Raw genomic sequence first — 18,186 nt, forward strand, 5'->3', positions numbered from 1 at the left:
CAAAGGCCATGTAAAAGAGTCACGCAAAAGAAAACCCGCCGTAGCGGGTTTGCAGGTTTCAAATCCCCTGTTGCATCGACGCTCTGGGGCGCCCTCTGATGCGGTACTTGTTGGATGGATCAGGCCGCGTCCAGTTCGACCCGGGTCACCATCATGCCGCGCTCGCGCAGGGCCTGGTTCAACGACTGCTTCATGTGCGTGCCCAAAAGGTGGCGATCGGCATACGCAACTTCGCCTTCGGCGCACAGCGCTTCATGGGTGCTGCGACGAATCAGCTGATCGACGTGATCGAACACCGCGTCGGCGCGCTCCGGCTCCAGCACCTGCCAGTAAACCGTGCCTGTAACCTCGCGTGCGTCAGCCATCGGCTCTTCGAAGCGCAGCACCTGACCGGAAAGATTGATCTTGTTGGCAACCCGCTCCAGCAGCGGCAACACCATATGGACACCCGGCTGCAGCAGGCGCACCGGCTTTCCCTGGCGGTAAAGACTGTAGACCTGACCTGACGGCACACGCTTGATCGCGCTGGCAAACAGCGCGGCGAGGAAAACGGCAAAGATGATCAATAAAGTCAACATAATGTTCACAAACAGCTACTTGGCTGGTTTTTCTTAATTATTTTCAGGAAGTTAAGGGTACAGTCGATTGACTGTTCAAATATTAACCTAGATTTAACGACAAAACCGAATTTTTAACAACCCCTTTCGCGCATTGAACACCTACTCGATTGCAGGTCGCTTCCACCGTACCTTTGTGACTACTTTGGCCTGGATAGCGACTAATGCGTCCTAACAGGTCGGGCCAAGAGACCCGCAGAGAGCGAAAAAGTGCGCGCGGTCGTATGACTTGCAGTCGGGTGCATAGACCCTGCCAAAGCCCCCAATGTGACGCTTTCTGAAAATCACGATAAAACCACCGCCGCTGCATACCCTCTCCACGCATCGCAAATACGCCAATCAGGTGTTCCTGCGTTCGTTAAGGGCGAATAGCAAATGCTGCGAAGCCGCACTGGCGTTTTTGCAAATCAAACCTACTATTTAGCGTTATCCCGCAGTTTTCCTGCAAAGTCGTCGGCGCGTAGGGAAAATCCTTCTGCGGCGCAACAAATCTTGGTTTTGCAAACACTTTACAAGCCGCCATGAAAACGTTTACGTTCGCGCCACTAGGGGATTTCGGGCGTTCAAGAACCTTGTCATGGCAACAATTACCATCAAAGATGTTGCGCGCGAAGCCAATGTGTCCGTGGCCTCGGTATCGCGCGCCTTGAATGGCGGCAGCGGCGTCACTGCCGAGACCGGCCAGCGCATTCGCGAAGTGGCCAGCCGCCTGCGTTACATCCCCCATGCGGCAGCCCGCATGCTGATCACCCGGCGCACCAATACCATTGGTGCGTTGCTGCCCGACTTATACGGCGAATTCTTTTCCGAACTGATTCGAGGCATCGATCTGGCCGCGCGCGCGCGCGGCCTGCATCTGCTGGTTTCCAGCTCCCACGACAGTTCCGACGATGCCGCTGCCGCGCTGCGCGCAATGCAGGGCCGCGTCGACGGCATGCTGATCATGTCGGCACATGTCGACGATGCCTTTCTGCGCGCCAACCTGCCCGAAGGCCTGCCCACCGTGCTGATCAACAGCGCGGTGAAAAACAAGGCCTACGGCGTCATCAACGTCGACAATTATGCCTGCGCGCGCGCGATGGTTAAGCACCTGCTCGACGTGGGCCACAAGAACGTTGCGTTTATCGCCGGCCCGGAAAACAACTTCGACGCGCAGCAGCGTGAAAAAGGCTATCGCGCAGCAATGGCGAAATTCGCTTCAAAAATTGCTCCGAACGTCGTTGCCGGTGACTTCACTGAGGAAGCCGGCTATCGCGCCGGGCAAGAACTGCTGGCACAGAAGAAACGGCCGAGCGCCGTATTCGCCGCCAACGACATGATGGCGGTCGGCTGCATGCATGCCTTCCGCGAAGCTGGCCTGCGCATGCCGCAAGACATCGCGCTGGCCGGCTTCGATGATATTCCAGTAGCGCGTTATGTCTCGCCACCGCTCAGCACAGTGCGTGTACGCATCGTCGATCTTGGGCGCAGCGCGCTCGAGAGCGTGGCCACAATCCTTGAAAACCCTGATCACCAAGTCGCCGTCCGGCCTGCTTTCGGCTGCGAAATCATTGTGCGCGAAACCTGCGGTGCCAGCCGTGTCACAGCGTCCCACAAGAAAAGTCTGAGTTAGCAAGTCAAAAAATTGCCCGGGGAGGGGAATCATGAAAACGTCAACACGCTTCAAAAAGAAATTGCTCGCCAGCCTCATCACTGCATCAGTGGCAGCGGTTGCTGCAGGTACTCCAAATATTTCGGTCGCCGCCAGCGCCGACGCCAATCTGCGAGGGCACGCCGCCGCCAGCGCCGTGATAACCGCCAAGCAAATCTCCACCGGTGCCGTGCGACGCACCAAAGCCAGTACCGATGGCAGTTACGCCCTGGTTGGCTTGCCACCCGGCACTTATCAAGTGGATGCAGGGCCGGGCACCGAAAGAACGGTCACGCTAAGCGTGGCCTCAACGGCCACGCTCGACTTGACTGCCGCGCCTGCAACGGCGGGAGCGCCATCAGTGACCAACGCGACCAACCTCAATGGTGTGACGGTTTCCGCGACCGATCTGCGTGAAGTGAAGACGTCCGAAGTGGGTACCACGGTCTCGCTGCACCAGATCAACACCACACCGCAGGCTTCGCGTAATTTCCTCGAATTTGCCGACGTCGTGCCAGGCATGGTGTTCACCCGGAGCGCGGACGGCACCACCAGCCTGCGTGCTGGCGCCCAGGCCAGCAGCGCGATCAACGTGTATATCGACGGCGTCGGTCAGAAAAACTATGTGCTATCCGGCGGAATCACCGGCCAGAACGCCAGCCAAGGCAATCCGTTCCCGCAACTGGCCGTCGGCGAGTACAAGGTCATCACCTCCAACTACAAGGCCGAGTACGACCAGATTTCGAGCGCCGCGGTCACGGCTGAAACCAAATCCGGAACCAATGAATTCCACGGTGACGTACTCAGTAGTTTCACCGACACGGCCATGCGCGCAGAAACACCGGCCGAGCAGGCCGCCGACAAGAAAACGTCCTCACATGAAAAGGATTACGGCTTCGATCTGGGCGGTCCTATCGTGAAGGACTTGGCGCACTTCTTCATCGCGTACGAAGGCAAGGAATTCAATAGCCCGACCACCGTGGTTCCTGCCGGCGACGCTTCCTACATCAGCCAGCTGCCGGCAAGCGTGCAGAGTCTGCTCGGCCCTGCCAGCCTGCCGTTCAAGGAAAACGACTGGTTCGGCAAGATCGACTTCGAGCCGACCGACCGCGACCGCTTCGAGATCAGCGGCAAGTACCGCGATGAAAGCTCGATCAGCGGGATTGGCGGCGATACCGCGGCTACCGCGGCACTCAACACCAAAAACTTCGACAAGCGCTTCGACATCCGCTGGGATCACAGCACCGACAGCTGGTTCAATCGACTGCAGGCCACCTACGAAAACGCGTTCTACACGCCGACCCCTTTGTATACGGGTGATGGCAGCGCCTATGTAGAGCAGGAGAACCAGAACCAGACCATCCTGTTCACCGGCAACTCGCCAACGGCTCAGCAGAACAAGGGCCAGAAGGGACCGGCACTGCAGGACGACCTGACCTTTAACGACTTCGAATGGCATGGTGACCATGTCATCAAGATGGGCGTGAAGTACAAGGCGGTGAAGCTGACGGCGCAAGATGCCGGTGATAGCAACGCGCTCTACAACTACGCCGTCACCCAGAACAACGGCACCGAGAGCATTCCGTATCAAGTGCAGTTCGGTTCGCCGACGCCCGGCTTGAGTCCGATCGCGAAGAGCTCAGACAAGCAGTTCGGCACCTATATCCAGGACGACTGGGCGGTCAACGACAAGCTGACCTTGAACCTTGGCATCCGCTGGGATTACGAGAAAACACCTTCCTATCTCGACTATGTCACTCCTGCAAATGTGATCGCGGCCTTCAACAGTCAGGACCCCAACGCACCCGCCGGCCAAACGTATGCCCAGACACTGGCTAAAGGCGGCGTTAATGTAAACGATTACATCAGCACCGGTAGCAATCGCAGCGCGCCGAAAAACGAGTTCCAGCCGCGCCTGGGCTTTTCCTACGATCTCAACGGTGACGAGGCGCATGTGATCTTCGGCGGCATCGGTCGTTCGTACGATCGTGACCTCTATGAATCACTGCAAGTCGAGCAGACCAAGTCGGTGTTGTCGCAGCCGACGCTGAACTTCAACACGCCTGACAAACCCTGCGTCGTTGGTCAGAACTCCTGTTACGCGTGGAATCCCGCTTACTACAACATTGCCACGCTGCAGGGCCTGGTCGCTGGAACAACCGCTGGCAAAGAAGTCGACCTGATCACCAACAACCTCAAGGCGCCATATTCCGACCAGATCAGCATCGGCATGCGCAACAAGGTTGGCGACTGGAATACGAGTGCCGCGATTGCCAGTGTGCGCAGCTATGACGGTCTGGTCTTCACGCTTGGCAACCGCTATCCAAACGGTGCCTTCTGGGAGAACGGCAGCCAGCCCTGGGGCAACGGCATCCCCGGATTCGGCAGCCTGATCATCGGCAACAATGGCCTGGAAACCAAGACCACCCAGGTGCTGCTATCCGCTGAAAAGCCTTACACCAAGGAATCCGGCTGGGGTGCCACCTTTGCCTATACCTACACCCACGCGCTGCAGAACAACGACAATATCGACCCGACTGACCAGTACGCGTTCGACTATGAAACCATCGGCAACTATCCGTATACCGGCTCAGGTGTCTCCAAGCATCGGCTGGTGGCTACCGGCACCATCGACGGTCCCTGGGGTTTCGTGTTCGGCTCCAAGCTAACGCTGTCCACGCCGATTCCCGATCTCAACCTGGCTTGCTATGGCGCGACGCCCACCAACCAGGACGGCAACGGTTTCAACGGCGGTGGGTGTCGATCGGTGTCGATTGCGCCGCCCAGCACGGGACGCTTCCTGATCGGCGGCAAATTCTTCGGTTACCGCGACATCGATCTGCAGGCCACGAAGAACTTCACGTTCGGCGGCGGTATCGGAGGATACGTCCGCCTGGATCTGATCAACGTGTTCAACTGGGACAACTACACCCAATACATTGAAACCTTCGGTACCAACGGTGTGTTGAACAGGGTGCCGGTGATCTACAACCCGATCGGTGAGATCACCGGTTATCCCCGTACTCTGAAACTTTCCGTAGGCATCAATTTCTGATTTGCCCTGGATAGGCTCGGATAAATATCGGGATCGGGATACAGACGTCCCCCAAAGCCCGCCTCCAGCGGGCTTTGTTTTGTGCAACCTTGCGACTGCGTACGAATTCCAATGACTGACGAACGCATCAAGAACATTCTCATTGTCGGCGGCGGTACCGCCGGCTGGATGGCCGCCGCGGCGTTTTCCAAGATACTGGGTCGCGACTATGCGATCCGGCTGGTGGAGTCCGAGGAGATCGGCACGGTCGGCGTAGGCGAAGCGACCGTACCGCATCTGAAACTGTTCAATGATCTGCTCGGTATCGACGATATCGAGTTCATCAAGCAGACCCAGGGGACGTTCAAGCTCGGCATCCAGTTCAACGATTGGGGTCGGCTAGGCGATTCGTATATCCACGGCTTTGGCACAATCGGCCACGACGTTAGCCTGCTGCCGTTTCACCAGTTCTGGATCAAGGCAGCGCAGCAGGGCTTCGCCGCAGATATCGGTACCTATTCACTGAATACGGTGGCAGCGCCACGCGGCAAGTTCATGCCATCGGCGACCGACGTACCGGCCGGTTCGCCATTGGCGGATATCGCCTACGCCTACCATTTCGATGCCGGCTTGTACGCGAGATTCCTGCGCGGCTATGCCGAACAACGCGGTGTGCAGCGCACTGAGGGCAAGATCGCGAGTGTCGAGTTGCGCCCGCACGATGGATTTGTCGATGCGGTAACGCTGGAAAATGGCGAACGCATCGAGGCCGACCTGTTCATCGATTGCTCGGGCTTCCGTGGTCTGTTGATCGAGCAGGCGCTGCACACCGGCTATACCGACTTCACCCACTGGCTGCCGTGTGATCGTGCGCTGGCCGTGCCCTGTGAAAACGTCGGGCCGCCGACACCGTATACACGCTCCACCGCGCGCACTGCCGGCTGGCAGTGGCGTATTCCACTGCAGCATCGCACCGGCAACGGCTACGTATATTCCAGCGCGCACATCAGCGACGACGAAGCTGCCGTCACTCTGCTAAAGAATCTTGACGGCCGCGCGCTGAGCGAGCCACGGCCACTGCGCTTCACCACCGGCATGCGCAAGAAAGCGTGGAATAAAAATGTCGTCTCACTCGGGTTGGCCAGCGGCTTCATGGAGCCGCTGGAATCGACCAGCATCTACCTGATCCAGTCCGGTATCGCACGACTGATCAGCCTGCTGCCCGAACGCGATTTCAGCGCGACGCTGATCGATCGCTACAACGCGCAGTCCACATTCGAGTTCGAACGCATCCGTGATTTTCTGATCCTGCATTACTGGAGCACCCAGCGCAACGACACACCCTTCTGGAACTACTGCCGCACGATGGACATTCCCGAATCGCTGCAGGAGAACGTTCGCCTGTTCAAAGACAGTGGCCGCTTCTTCCGCAATGCCGAGGAGATGTTCGCCAGCGTGAGCTGGGTACAGGTGATGATCGGCCAGGGAATCATGCCGCAGAGCTACCATCCGATGGTCGACCAGATGCCGCTGGACGATCTGCAGAAATTCATGACAAGTGTCCAGCACGTGATATCCAGCTGCGTCGATGCGATGCCGACGCATCAGGCCTTCATCGATCGGCACTGCACCGCACCCAAGGTCAACTTCTAGCCGTAGAGACAACGCGCTGAAGAAACATTCAGCGCAGTGGATTGGCAAAACGCTTCCCCTCCCCCGTAACAACATCGAGCATGTTGACGATGGCAAAAAAACTGATTCGCAGTCTGGTTACAAAACTTCTTGTCTCGCTACTGGTTGTCGGCACAAGCTGTGCAGCACCGCTTGCCGCGAGAGATCTTCCTAACGGTTACGCTGCTCTGCCGAAATCACAGCAGGCGATGCTGGCGGATATCGAAAAACGCAGCTTTGACTGGTTCTGGCAAAGCGCCAACCCCGTCAATGGCCTGATACCGGATCACTACCCAGCCGATTCGTTTGCCAGCATCGCATCGGTCGGCTTCGGGCTAACCGCTTACGGCATCGGCGTGGAACGCGGCTACATCACCCGCGAACAGGCGATCCAACGAACGCTGGTCACGCTGCGCTTTTTCAAGGATGCGCCGCAGAACGACAGCGAAGACGATGCCACCGGCTTCCACGGGTTTTTCTATCACTTCCTCAACATGCAGACCGGCAAACGCGAGGCACGCTGGGTCGAGGTATCCACTGTAGATACGTCACTGCTGCTGGGCGGCATCCTGTTTGCGCAGTCGTACTACGACCGCGATGTGCCGAAGGAAAAGGAAATCCGCCGGCTGGCGGATGACATCTATCGCCGCGTCGACTGGACCTGGGCACAGCCGCGTCGTCCGCTGATCAATATGGGCTGGACACCGGGCGGGCAGTTCATTCCGCACGATTGGGAGGGCTACAACGAGGGTATGCTGATCTATGTGCTGGCGCTCGGTTCGCCCACACATGCCGTCGGTAGTGATGCGTGGTCGGCGTGGACATCTACCTATGATCGGCAATGGGGCAAGTTCCAGGGACAGCAGCTGCTGAACTTCGCACCGCTGTTCGGCCACCAGTACAGCCAGTCGTGGATCGACTTCCGCGGCATTCGCGATGCGTGGAACCACGCACACGATCTCGACTATTTCGAGAACAGCCGCCGTGCGACTTACTCGCAGCAGGCCTACGCCATCGCCAATCCGGGCCACTGGAATGATTACGGCAAAAACATCTGGGGTCTGACTGCCAGCAACGGCCCCGGTGGTTTCGTGGTGAAAGGCGACGCCGGTGGCGAACGCACATATTACGGCTACACCGCACGCGGCGCCGGCCTCGATTACATCAGCGACGACGGCACCATTGCACCGACGGCCGCCGCCGGATCGATCGCCTTTGCACCGGAGATCGTGGTGCCCGCACTGCAGGAAATGCAGCGGCGTTACGGCAAGCGCGTCTATAACAACTTCGGCTTCGTCGACGCGTTCAACCCCACCTTCCATACGAAGACCGAAACACGCACCGGACAACTGCTACCCGGCCAAGGCTGGTTTGATACCGAACAGCTGGGCATCGACCAAGGGCCGATCGTGTTGATGACGGAGAACTGGCGCAGCGGTTTTGTGTGGCAGGTGATGAAGAAGAATCCTTACATTCGCAAAGGGCTCGAACGTGCGGGCTTCAGCGGCGGCTGGCTAGATGCGGAGAAAGCGGCGCCGTGAATCGCCATCGCCCATCCGGTACTTTGCCGAAGCGCAGCGTGTTTCGCGTCCTGTTAGCCGTATGCGTGCTTGCGGGCAGCAGCCTGCTAGGTAGCTGTGCAAAGGCGCCCGCGGACGATCATCAGCTGATCCTGTGGACGATTGGTCGCGAAGGCGAGGCGATCATCAAGCTGCTGCCGGATTTCGAGCGTCTGCATCCCGATATCCACGTCAAGGTGCAGCAGCTGCCGTTGACCGCGGCGCACCAGAAGCTGCTGACCGCCTTCGCCGGCAACTCGACGCCGGACCTGACCCAGCTCGGCAATACCTGGCTACCAGAAATGGTGGCGCTGAATGCGCTGGAACCGCTGCAGTCGCACGTTGACCACTCGGGCGTGGTAAAGCGCGACGACTACTTCCCCAGCATCTGGTCGACCAACATCATCGACGGCACGCTGTACGGCGTGCCTTGGTATGTGGACACACGCATCCTGTTCTATCGCACCGATCTGCTGAAGCAGGCCGGCTTCGACAAGCCACCGCAGGATTGGGCGCAGTGGCGAACCATGCTTGGCGCACTCAGCAACCCGACGCAGCACCGCTACGGCATCCTGCTGCCGACCAACGAATATGAGCCGCTGATGGCGCTGGCGTTGCAGTCGCCCGAACCGCTGCTGCGCGATGGCGGCCGCTACGGCAATTTCGAGAGTGCCGGCTTCAAGCGGGTGCTCACGTTTTATGTGGATACCTTCAAGCTGCATCAGGCACCGGCGATCACCAATGTGGAAGCCGGTAATCCGTGGTCAGAGTTCGGCCGCGGTGTGTACGCATTCTATCTGTCCGGTCCGTGGAATATCGGCGAATTTCGCTCGCGGCTGCCGGCCGCTGAGCAGGGCGACTGGTCGACGATGCCATTGCCCGGCGAGAACGGTCCCGGCGCATCGGTAGCCGGCGGCTCCAGTCTGGTGATCTTCCGTACCTCGACGCACAAGCAAGCGGCGTGGACCCTGATCGAATATCTGTCGCAGCCCACGGTGCAGCAGCGCTTATACGATCTGCTGGGCGATATGCCGCCGCGGCGCTCGTCGTGGGAGGGCCCTAGCTTGCGCGACGATCCGAAGGCACACGCGTTCCGCGAGCAGATGGAGCGCATGAAGCCCACGCCACCGGTACCGGAATGGGAACGTATAGCTACCGAAATGCAGGTGGTTGCCGCGCAGGCCATCGCCGGTGAACTCACCATCGATCAGGCCACAGCAAAGCTTGACCAGCGCGCCGATGCCATTCTCGAAAAACGCCGCTGGATGCTCGACCACCCGCAACGGAGCGACGCTCGATGAGACTTGTCCGATGAATAGGCAGCGCGTGGCTTGGCTATTCCTTGCACCGGCGCTGATCGTGCTCGGCCTGTTCTTTTTGCTGCCGGTGATTGCGGCGCTGGCGCTAAGCCTCACCGACTACGACATCTACGCACTGGCCAATATCCACAATCTGCGTTTCGTGGCGCTGAGCAATTACTGGCTGCTGCTGCAACGGCCGCTGTTCTGGTCAGCACTGGGGCACACGGTGTATTTCGTAGCCATCGGCGTACCGCTGTCGATGGGCGCCTCGCTGGGCGCGGCGATGTTGCTGAACTCGCCGCTGGCGAAGATGAAACCGTTCTTCCGCACGGCGCTGTTCGCGCCGGTGGTGACTACGGTAGTGGCGATGGCGGTGATCTGGCGCTACCTGTTCAACACCAAGTACGGCATGGCCAATTATGCGCTCGGCCATTTCGGCGTCCATCCAATCGACTGGCTGGGCGACCCGCACTGGGCGATGCCGACGATCATCCTGTTCGCGGTGTGGAAGAACTTCGGCTACAACATGATCATCTTCCTGGCCGGCCTGCAGGCGATTCCAATCGACCTGTACGAGGCCGCGCGCATCGACGGCGCCTCGGCGTGGCAGCAGTTTCGCCACATCACGCTGCCCATGCTCGGACCGACTTTATTGATGGTGAGCATACTCACTGTATCCGGCTATTTCCAGCTGTTTGCCGAGCCCTACGTGATGACCGAGGGTGGGCCGCTGCAGAGCACGACGAGCGTGCTGTACCTGATGTACGAAGAAGGCTTCAAGTGGTGGAACCTCGGTTCGGCATCCGCTGTAGCGTTCCTGCTGTTCGTGATCATGTTTGCGGTGACGGCATTGATGTTGCGGCTGTCCAAACGCGGCGAAGGAGCTGACGCATGAACCCGCGCATGGCCAAGGCATTGATCAACGGCCTGCTGATCGGCGGCGCGGTGATCGCGCTGTTCCCGCTGTTGTGGATGCTGTCGGTGTCCTTCATGCAGCCCGGTGAAGCCAGCTCGCTGCCGCCACCTCTGCTACCCGCGCACGCCACGCTGGGCAACTATCGTGAGCTGTTCGTGCATGCCGGCATGGGCACCTATCTGCTCAACAGTCTGCTGGTGTCCACCGGCATCACGCTGCTGTCGCTGTCATTCAATCTAATGGCCGGTTACGCCTTTGCCAAGCTGCGTTTTGCCGGGCGCGAGCGGCTGTTTCAGGGACTGATTGGTGCGCTGGTGATTCCCGCACAGGTGGCCATGCTGCCGCTGTTCCTGTTGCTGAAATACATCGGCCTGGTCAACAGCTATGCCGGCGTGATCGTGCCGGGCATGGCCACCGTGTTCGGTATCTTCCTGGTGCGCCAGTACGCGCGCGGCATTCCCGACGAGCTGATGGAAGCCGCACGCATCGATGGCGCCGGCGAGTGGCGCATCTTTTTGCAGATCGTGATGCCGCTGCTGAAGCCGATCATGGTGACGCTGGCGATCTTCAGTTTTCTCGCCGCGTGGAACGACTTCATGTGGCCGCTGATCGTGCTGACCGGGCAGGAACATTACACGCTGCCGATCGGCCTGGCCTCGCTGGCACGCGAGCATTCGCAGGACAGCGAGCTGATGATGGCCGGCTCGGTCGTTACCGTGCTGCCGGTACTGGTGTTGTTCCTGGCCATGCAGCGCTATTACCTCGAAGGCCTGCTGCTGGGTAGCGTGAAGGGTTGAGATGATGGTTCATCGCCATGCCAACGCGCTACGTCGCGCTCTTCGCACAACCGTCGGCATTCTGCCTGCGTCGGCGCTACTCTGCTTCGCCATCACCGTGCATGCCGTTGATACGCCACAAGCCAGATTGCTCGATACTTTCAGCGATCCAGGCCTCTGGACGGCAACCGGCACGGACGACATCAGCACGTCGATGCGAACGATCGATGGCAAGACCGGCAAGGGGCTGTGCCTGGATTTCAATTTCAATGGCGTGTCCGGCGCAGCCACGCTGCACCGCACGCTGCCGATAGTTTTCCCCGCCGACTATGCGCTGTCATTCGACGTGCGTGGCACCATGGCGCCGAACGATCTACAGATGAAGCTGATCGATGCCAGCGGTGACAATGTCTGGTGGTATCGACGCGAAGCGTTCCAGCCAGACAACGCCTGGCAAACGATCACCGCGGGCAAGCGCGCTATCGTCTCGGCGTGGGGACCTGCCAAGGATCGGACCCTGCGGCAGACCAATGCGCTGGAATTCACCGTCTACGCTGGCCACGGTGGCAAGGGTGAGCTGTGCGTAAGCGACCTGCAACTGACACCGCTGCCGGACACGTCCGTACCGAAACAACCGGTACCGACAGACATCTCGGCTAGCACACCGTTGATGCAGCGGGCACAACGCGCGCCGCGCGGCCTGTATCCGCGCGGCATCAGCGGCGAACAGAGCTACTGGACCCTGGTCGGCGTTGATGGTGGCGCGGCGCATTCGGCGCTGATGTCCGAAGATGGCGCGGTGGAGGTAGGCAAGGGCGGCTGGTCGATCGAGCCGATGCTGTTCGATGGTCGCAGCACTATCGACTGGGCCACTGTGAAAACCTCACAATGGCTTTTAGACGGCTATTTACCCATACCGACAGTGCGCTGGCAGGCGAACAGTCTCAGTCTGGAAGCCACCACCTTCGCCAGTGGCTCGCCAAATGAGCCCAGGTTGTTTCTTCGATACCAACTACGTAATGACGGCGAAAAGCCACGAACGTTGACGATGGCATTGCTGGTGCGGCCATTCCAGGTGAACCCGCCGACGCAGTTCCTCAACATGACGGCGGGCATCAGTCCGATCCATGATCTTGAATGGAGCGGCCATGCGCTGCGTGTGAATCACTCCCTGCAGATCGTGCCGTTGCAGCAGCCGGGAAGCTTCGTCGCCAGTCCGCATGGCGCCATCACGCTGCCCGAACAACTAGCGAGCGGTGCACACCCGCAGATCGAATCGTCTAACGATGGCTCACTTCACGACGACTCGCTTCACGACGACTCAGGTTTTGCGCAAGGTGCTCTGCTGTACAAGGTGACCGTGCCACCACGCGGCAGCATCACCCTGGGCCTGGTGGTGCCCAACCTTGACGGTGCTGGCAGGCAGCAGACGCTCGTGTTGCCAAAGGATACGCAACACTGGCTGCAGCAACAGTACGATCTAGCAACGGTGGCATGGCGCGAAAAGCTGGATCGCGTAACGCTTCAGCTACCGCCGTCGCAGCAGGCGATTGCCGATACGGCGCGCAGTGCGCTGGCGCAGATTCTGATGTCGCGTGATGGTGTGGCGTTGCAGCCGGGCACGCGTTCGTATGCGCGCACGTGGGTACGCGATGGCGCCATGATGAGCGAGGCGCTGCTGCGTAGCGGTCACGCCGACGCGGCGGGTGACTTCGTGCGCTGGTATGCGCCGCATCAGTTCCATACCGGCAAGGTGCCCTGCTGTGTCGATGCGCGTGGCTCCGATCCAGTGCCGGAGAACGACAGCCAGGGCGAGCTGATCTTCGCCATCGCGCAGTGGTGGCGTTACAGCCACGATCGCGCCGGACTGGAAAAACTGTGGCCGCATGTCGAACGTACCGTTGCCTACATGGATGCGTTGCGGAACAGCGAACGCAGCAGCACGAATCAAACCGGTGTGCGCCGTTCGCTCTACGGTTTGATGCCGGCCTCGATCAGCCACGAAGGCTATTCGACCAAGCCGGAACACTCGTACTGGGATGATTTCTGGTCGCTGATCGGTTACGACGATGCCGTGCAGCTGGCCACCGCGCTGGGCAAGACCGACGAAGCCGCGAAATACGCGACGTCACGCGACCAGTTCCAAACCGATTTCAAGGCGTCGATTCTGCTCGCGATGCAGCAGCATCGGATCGACTATCTGCCCGGCTCCGCCGAGCTGGGCGATTTCGACGCGACCTCGAGCACCATCGCCTTGTCACCGGGTGACGCGATGGACTGGTTGCCGCCAAACCTGTTGCCGCAGACTTTCGAACGCTACTGGCTGGGCTTCCTGGCCCGTCGTGACGGCAGCACACCTTGGACCGACTACACGCCGTACGAGGTGCGCACGATCGCCAGCTTCGTGCGACTGGGCTGGCGCGATCGGGTGCCGCAACTGCTGGCGTTTTTCTTCGAGGGTCGCCGGCCAGCCACCTGGAACCAGTGGGCCGAAGTGGTAGGCCACGATCCACGCCAGCCGCATTTCGTCGGCGACATGCCGCACGCATGGATTGCCTCCGATTTCATGCGCTCGGCGTACGACATGTTTGCGTATGAGCGGGACGCCGACCATGCGCTGGTACTCGCCGCAGGCATCCCGCCAGCATGGCTGACAGGCAAAGGCGTTGGGATCGAGCGTTTGCGCACGCCTTACGGCGAACTCAGTTACACGCTGCACGAAAATGGCACAAAGTTGGAGCTACAGATCAAAAGCGGATTAGGCATCCCGCCGGGCGGCTTCGCGTTGCCATGGCCTTATCCCGGCAAGCCGCCCGCGACTGCTCTGCTCAATGGCAAGCCAATGACCTGGCACAACAACGAAATCATCATTCGCGCCTTACCCGCCACACTAAGCATCAAACGACCACGCTGAGTGTTGTGACCGAATGCGCCTTCCAATTCCAATATGGAAGGCGCAGACCTCAAAACTTGCCGGCGCGAAAGTCCGCAATCGCTTCGTGAATCTGCGCTTGCGTGTTCATCACGAAGGGACCGTAGCGCGCGACAGGTTCATTCAACGGGCGACCGGCGACGACGATCAGGCGCGATGGTTTGTCGCCACCCTTCAACTGAATAGAGTCGCCGTCGGAAAACACGCCCAGCTCGCTGCGCGTGAGCTGCTCACCACCAACCAGCGCGGCCTCACCGTCGAACACGTAGGCAAAACCGTGATGACCTTTTGGCAGATCCAGCGTCAGCGACGCGCCTGCTTTCAGGCTCACATCCAGATAGACCGGATCAGTCGCAATGCCTTCGACCGGACCTGTGGCGCCAGCCAGTTCGCCGGCCAGCACGCGCACTTCAACGCCTTCGGCCGGATGCACAACCGGGATCCGCTCCGGCGCGATGTCCTGATAGCGTGGCGCAGTCATCTTGTCCTTCGCCGGCAGGTTCACCCAGAGCTGGAAGCCCCACATCAAGCCATTCTCCTGCTGCGGCATTTCCGAATGCAGGATGCCGCGACCCGCCGTCATCCACTGCACGCTACCGGACGTCAGATCACCACTATTGCCGTGGTTGTCTTTGTGCAACATGTTGCCGGCGAGCATGTAAGTCACCGTCTCGAAGCCGCGATGCGGATGCTCCGGAAAACCGGCGATGTAGTCGCCCGCCTGATCGGAGCGAAATTCGTCCAGCAGCAGGAAAGGATCGAGCATGTCGAGCCCCGGCTGGCCGATGATGCGCTTCAACTTCACGCCCGCGCCGTCGGACGTATCCATGCCGCGGATGCGGCGGATGATATGGCGATCGGTCATCTTTGTTCTCCGGTGAGGACTTGACGATCAAGATGGATGCAAAGCATCCAAATGCAAAGCTGTCTGACCGAAACGCATTGTTTCTGGAAACCAACCAGTTCGCGCTTCAGCCGCGAGCTCGCAGATCACGGCACAGACAGGCGACTGCGGGAAAACGAAGCTGTCACAAGTCGGCGCGCCGTCAGCACATTCAGCGGAAGCTCCAGCAGCACATGGCCCAGGCTCAGTGGCAGGCTGACGAGCAAACCCAATAGAATATTTTCAGTATAGGCAAACATCACCAGCACCCAAGTACTCACCAACAGAACGAGCCGTCCCAGCGACACGCGGTGCCAACCCAATAAACCGGTTTTTAAAAACCAGTTTACATAGTGGTAGGAGTAGGCAAATCCCAAAAAACCAACAACCCGCAATTCGACGCTATGGCCGGGCACGGATAATTGCGCAAATAAACGAGAGAAACCTTGCACCGCGATCGTCATGAACGCGCCACGGCCGAGGTCCATGGTTGGCACCAGCACAAAACTTGCCGCGGCGAACGTCAATGCCATCACCGGCAACCAATCCACCATCCGGCGTCCACGTGTCGCTCCCGTTAGCATGAACATGGTCGTGAAGGCGAAGACATGTATGAGCGTCGGGACGAGTATTGCGATGGCTGCAACAAATACCCAGCCGAGAATGGCACCCGCGACACCCACAACGGCCGACGTGACGGCAACGAGTACAGTTACGATAAATGGCATACCGATTCCGGCAGCGATCAGCCCCCCTAGAAGGGCAAACAGCGCGCCGTCTGCCGGTGGCGTGTGGGGCCGCACAAGCATAATCACCAACGCGGCGTACGCTGCCACGATCAATAACCAGGGACGCCCCACGAAGTATCGCCTGTCATGCAACCAGGAAATCTCGGTCAAGTAATGTGCCGGGCCAAGAATGGCGTAAGCCCCGAGCAGGGTCGTCTCGGGCAATAGATGCGCGATGGCCGCACAGACAAAAATAGCCACCACGTTCAAAAGATTCTGCGACATGATGATTCCCTTCAACTAGCGCCCGAAATGAATGGGTTGCAAGCGTTCCTCAACTATTCCTCAACGCCTTTCCACAACTGGCGCAAAAACGCGCGCCAAGTGAGGTCGCCGTGCCACAGGCGTGGCAGAATGCCGGTGGCTTCGGCGCGATCGACGACGCACTGGCAGATGAGGAAGCGGCCCCGTCCAGCGCCTTGAGCAACGCTTCTGGCGCTACGGGCCGGCCGGCCAACTGGTTCATCGCGCCCAGCGCAGCGATCTTTTCGACATCGCGGCGCGAAGTCGGCATGTCGACACTGCTTTGATCGCTGGCAAAATTTTCCAGCTGCTGGCGCAGAGCGCTGGCGCGATCGATGAGACCGCGCAAGCCGACGATGCGTCGTTCCGACTCGCTGCCAAAGGTCACTGAATCCACTTCGGCCACCCATACGCGCAAGGTCATGTCGTTGACGCTGACGATGTCTTTCTCGGTGCGCACGCGATCGGTGAACTGCGCGCCGACCGCCGTATGCGAACGCTGGAAGGTTCCATCGATTTCGACCCAGGTCATGCGCGAGACAAAGTCGAACCGCGCCCATAAAACATGCCCGGCACGCAGACAGAACAGCGCCAGCGAAAACATGCCGCCGGCAAAGCAGACGTATTTCCACAGCGCCGGTGCGATCTCGCCCATCGTGACCTGATGCGTGAACAGCAGCAGCGCAATCGAACCGATCACGGTGTACAGCACGCCGAGCGCGCTGAGCACGGTCAGCCAGCGATAACGCGGCTCGGCCAGTGCGTGCGAGAAGCTGACGGTACGCATGTCATCGCGTGGCATCGGCTGCGTTTCCTCCAGCAGCTCGCCGTGGAAGGTGCCGTTGTCGCCGGGGGTTTGCGGCACGTAGCGGGCATAGCGGCGATTGGGAATCTGCTCGATCCAGTTGCGCTGCATTTCCCGATCGAGCTCGACCAGAATCTGGTTCGGCGGCGCGTTCATTGAAATGGTCGCTAGTTCGCAGGCCATGGTGGTCTGCGGCGGCGCCGCCATCTGGCGCAGCACGGCGACGAAGAACACGAGCACCGAAGCCAACGCACACACCAGCAGAAGCAGCGCCTGCCCACTGAGATCGACCCCGCCGAGATTCGGCAACGCGGATGAGATGCTGTGGATCAGTACCGGCGCGAGTATGGCCACCAGCACCAAGACGATGAGTCCGGCCGAACCCAGATGCGTGCTGGCCTGGTCGCCGCTTTCCAGTGGTTTCAGCAACAAGGCAGCGGCATAGATGAAAAAGAACAGGCCAAGCCAGACCATGTCTTTTTCGCCAAGCACGCCAAGCAGCGACACCAGCAAGCCGAGCAGCACCACGGCGAGGGTCAGACCGGTGCGGAACAACCGCTGTGCTACCCACTGGATGCGCTGCGGTGCCCAGATCAACGGACGCACCAAACTGTAAAGCAGGCCATTCAACGCGCCGGTCGGCTCAGCGACCGAGATCGCACCGCCACGGATGGTGGACTTCAGTGCGACAGCACCGGCCAGTTCGCCCAGTTGTGCATCCGCCAGTTCACCGGCCAGTCCCGCGGGCTTGCCGCGACCGAAGAAAAAACGCAGCCGGCTGAGCCCGACTGCCGCATGCTGGATACCCGCTGCCAACATCGCCACGCCGACAAGGATCGGCGCCAGCGCCCAGCCACCGATGTGTGCGTAGAGGCCACTGCGGCCCTGGAAAATTGCGATCAGGCCACCGCCGATCAGAACCGCCGCGGCAATGAAGCGGAAAACATTCTCGACCCTGAACGGGTTGGGGAAATCCAGCCCTTTGGCGCTGGAACCGTATTCATAAGCCATGGATCTTCCCAATCAATACG

The 18,186-nt window shown here is 59.7% G+C and carries 12 protein-coding genes; 8 read left to right on the forward strand and 4 right to left on the reverse strand.

All coding sequences use genetic code 11. From position 1 onward, the window contains the following. Positions 1-119 precede the first annotated feature (119 nt). On the reverse strand, positions 120-578 hold the full coding sequence (locus HDE79_RS00340) for an SPFH domain-containing protein (protein ID WP_184599948.1): 459 nt from the start codon (positions 576-578) through the stop codon (positions 120-122). A 616-nt stretch (positions 579-1,194) separates the two neighbouring features. Between HDE79_RS00340 and HDE79_RS00345 the strand changes: the two genes are divergently transcribed. From HDE79_RS00345 to HDE79_RS00380, 8 genes are all read left to right on the forward strand, one after another. Continuing rightward, complete coding sequence (locus HDE79_RS00345) at positions 1,195-2,229, forward strand: LacI family DNA-binding transcriptional regulator (RefSeq protein WP_184599949.1); 1,035 nt, start codon at positions 1,195-1,197, stop codon at positions 2,227-2,229. 31 nt (positions 2,230-2,260) lie between these two features. Beyond that, positions 2,261-5,302, forward strand: coding sequence for a TonB-dependent receptor (locus HDE79_RS00350; protein WP_184599950.1), 3,042 nt, complete (start codon positions 2,261-2,263; stop codon positions 5,300-5,302). 111 nt (positions 5,303-5,413) lie between these two features. Next, a complete protein-coding gene (locus HDE79_RS00355) occupies positions 5,414-6,934 on the forward strand; it encodes a tryptophan halogenase family protein (RefSeq protein WP_184599951.1) in 1,521 nt (506 codons plus the stop codon). Positions 6,935-7,023: 89 nt separating this feature from the next. Beyond that, positions 7,024-8,493 (forward strand): glucoamylase family protein, encoded by a 1,470-nt coding sequence (locus HDE79_RS00360; protein WP_184599952.1) that lies wholly within the window; start codon positions 7,024-7,026, stop codon positions 8,491-8,493. Between the two features lie 83 nt (positions 8,494-8,576). Then, positions 8,577-9,812 carry a sugar ABC transporter substrate-binding protein gene (locus HDE79_RS00365; protein ID WP_184601042.1) on the forward strand — a complete coding sequence of 412 codons (1,236 nt, stop codon included), beginning with the start codon at positions 8,577-8,579 and terminating at the stop codon, positions 9,810-9,812. A 10-nt stretch (positions 9,813-9,822) separates the two neighbouring features. Then, positions 9,823-10,707, forward strand: coding sequence for a sugar ABC transporter permease (locus tag HDE79_RS00370; RefSeq protein ID WP_184599953.1), 885 nt, complete (start codon positions 9,823-9,825; stop codon positions 10,705-10,707). Beyond that, positions 10,704-11,525 carry a carbohydrate ABC transporter permease gene (locus HDE79_RS00375; RefSeq protein WP_184599954.1) on the forward strand — a complete coding sequence of 274 codons (822 nt, stop codon included), beginning with the start codon at positions 10,704-10,706 and terminating at the stop codon, positions 11,523-11,525. Before HDE79_RS00370 ends, HDE79_RS00375 begins: the two co-directional genes overlap by 4 nt. A gap of 4 nt (positions 11,526-11,529) precedes the next feature. After that, a complete protein-coding gene (locus HDE79_RS00380) occupies positions 11,530-14,418 on the forward strand; it encodes a discoidin domain-containing protein (RefSeq protein ID WP_255488195.1) in 2,889 nt (962 codons plus the stop codon). Between the two features lie 49 nt (positions 14,419-14,467). Here the strand turns inward: HDE79_RS00380 and HDE79_RS00385 are convergent, their stop codons facing one another. The 3 genes from HDE79_RS00385 to HDE79_RS00395 all read right to left on the reverse strand — a co-directional run bounded on the left by HDE79_RS00385 (position 14,468) and on the right by HDE79_RS00395 (position 18,166). Continuing rightward, entirely contained in the window at positions 14,468-15,301 is an 834-nt protein-coding gene (locus HDE79_RS00385; protein ID WP_184599955.1) for a pirin family protein, read from the reverse strand. A 125-nt stretch (positions 15,302-15,426) separates the two neighbouring features. Next, positions 15,427-16,332, reverse strand: coding sequence for a hypothetical protein (locus tag HDE79_RS00390; protein ID WP_184599956.1), 906 nt, complete (start codon positions 16,330-16,332; stop codon positions 15,427-15,429). 49 nt (positions 16,333-16,381) lie between these two features. Then, a complete protein-coding gene (locus HDE79_RS00395; RefSeq protein ID WP_184599957.1) occupies positions 16,382-18,166 on the reverse strand; it encodes a zinc ribbon domain-containing protein in 1,785 nt (594 codons plus the stop codon). Positions 18,167-18,186 lie beyond the last annotated feature (20 nt).

Source organism: Rhodanobacter sp. MP1X3 (assembly GCF_014207165.1).
Lineage (GTDB): Bacteria > Pseudomonadota > Gammaproteobacteria > Xanthomonadales > Rhodanobacteraceae > Rhodanobacter.

Excerpts from the sequence above, each read along its gene's own strand:
- HDE79_RS00360 (WP_184599952.1), top strand. The coding sequence starts at position 7,024 with ATGGCAAAAAAACTGATTCGCAGTCTGGTTACAAAACTTCTTGTCTCG.
- HDE79_RS00345 (WP_184599949.1), top strand. The coding sequence starts at position 1,195 with ATGGCAACAATTACCATCAAAGATGTTGCGCGCGAAGCCAATGTGTCC.
- HDE79_RS00375 (WP_184599954.1), top strand. The coding sequence starts at position 10,704 with ATGAACCCGCGCATGGCCAAGGCATTGATCAACGGCCTGCTGATCGGC.
- HDE79_RS00385 (WP_184599955.1), bottom strand. The coding sequence starts at position 15,301 with ATGACCGATCGCCATATCATCCGCCGCATCCGCGGCATGGATACGTCC.
- HDE79_RS00395 (WP_184599957.1), bottom strand. The coding sequence starts at position 18,166 with ATGGCTTATGAATACGGTTCCAGCGCCAAAGGGCTGGATTTCCCCAAC.
- HDE79_RS00355 (WP_184599951.1), top strand. The coding sequence starts at position 5,414 with ATGACTGACGAACGCATCAAGAACATTCTCATTGTCGGCGGCGGTACC.
- HDE79_RS00390 (WP_184599956.1), bottom strand. The coding sequence starts at position 16,332 with ATGTCGCAGAATCTTTTGAACGTGGTGGCTATTTTTGTCTGTGCGGCC.
- HDE79_RS00380 (WP_255488195.1), top strand. The coding sequence starts at position 11,530 with ATGGTTCATCGCCATGCCAACGCGCTACGTCGCGCTCTTCGCACAACC.
- HDE79_RS00370 (WP_184599953.1), top strand. The coding sequence starts at position 9,823 with ATGAATAGGCAGCGCGTGGCTTGGCTATTCCTTGCACCGGCGCTGATC.
- HDE79_RS00340 (WP_184599948.1), bottom strand. The coding sequence starts at position 578 with ATGTTGACTTTATTGATCATCTTTGCCGTTTTCCTCGCCGCGCTGTTT.
- HDE79_RS00350 (WP_184599950.1), top strand. The coding sequence starts at position 2,261 with ATGAAAACGTCAACACGCTTCAAAAAGAAATTGCTCGCCAGCCTCATC.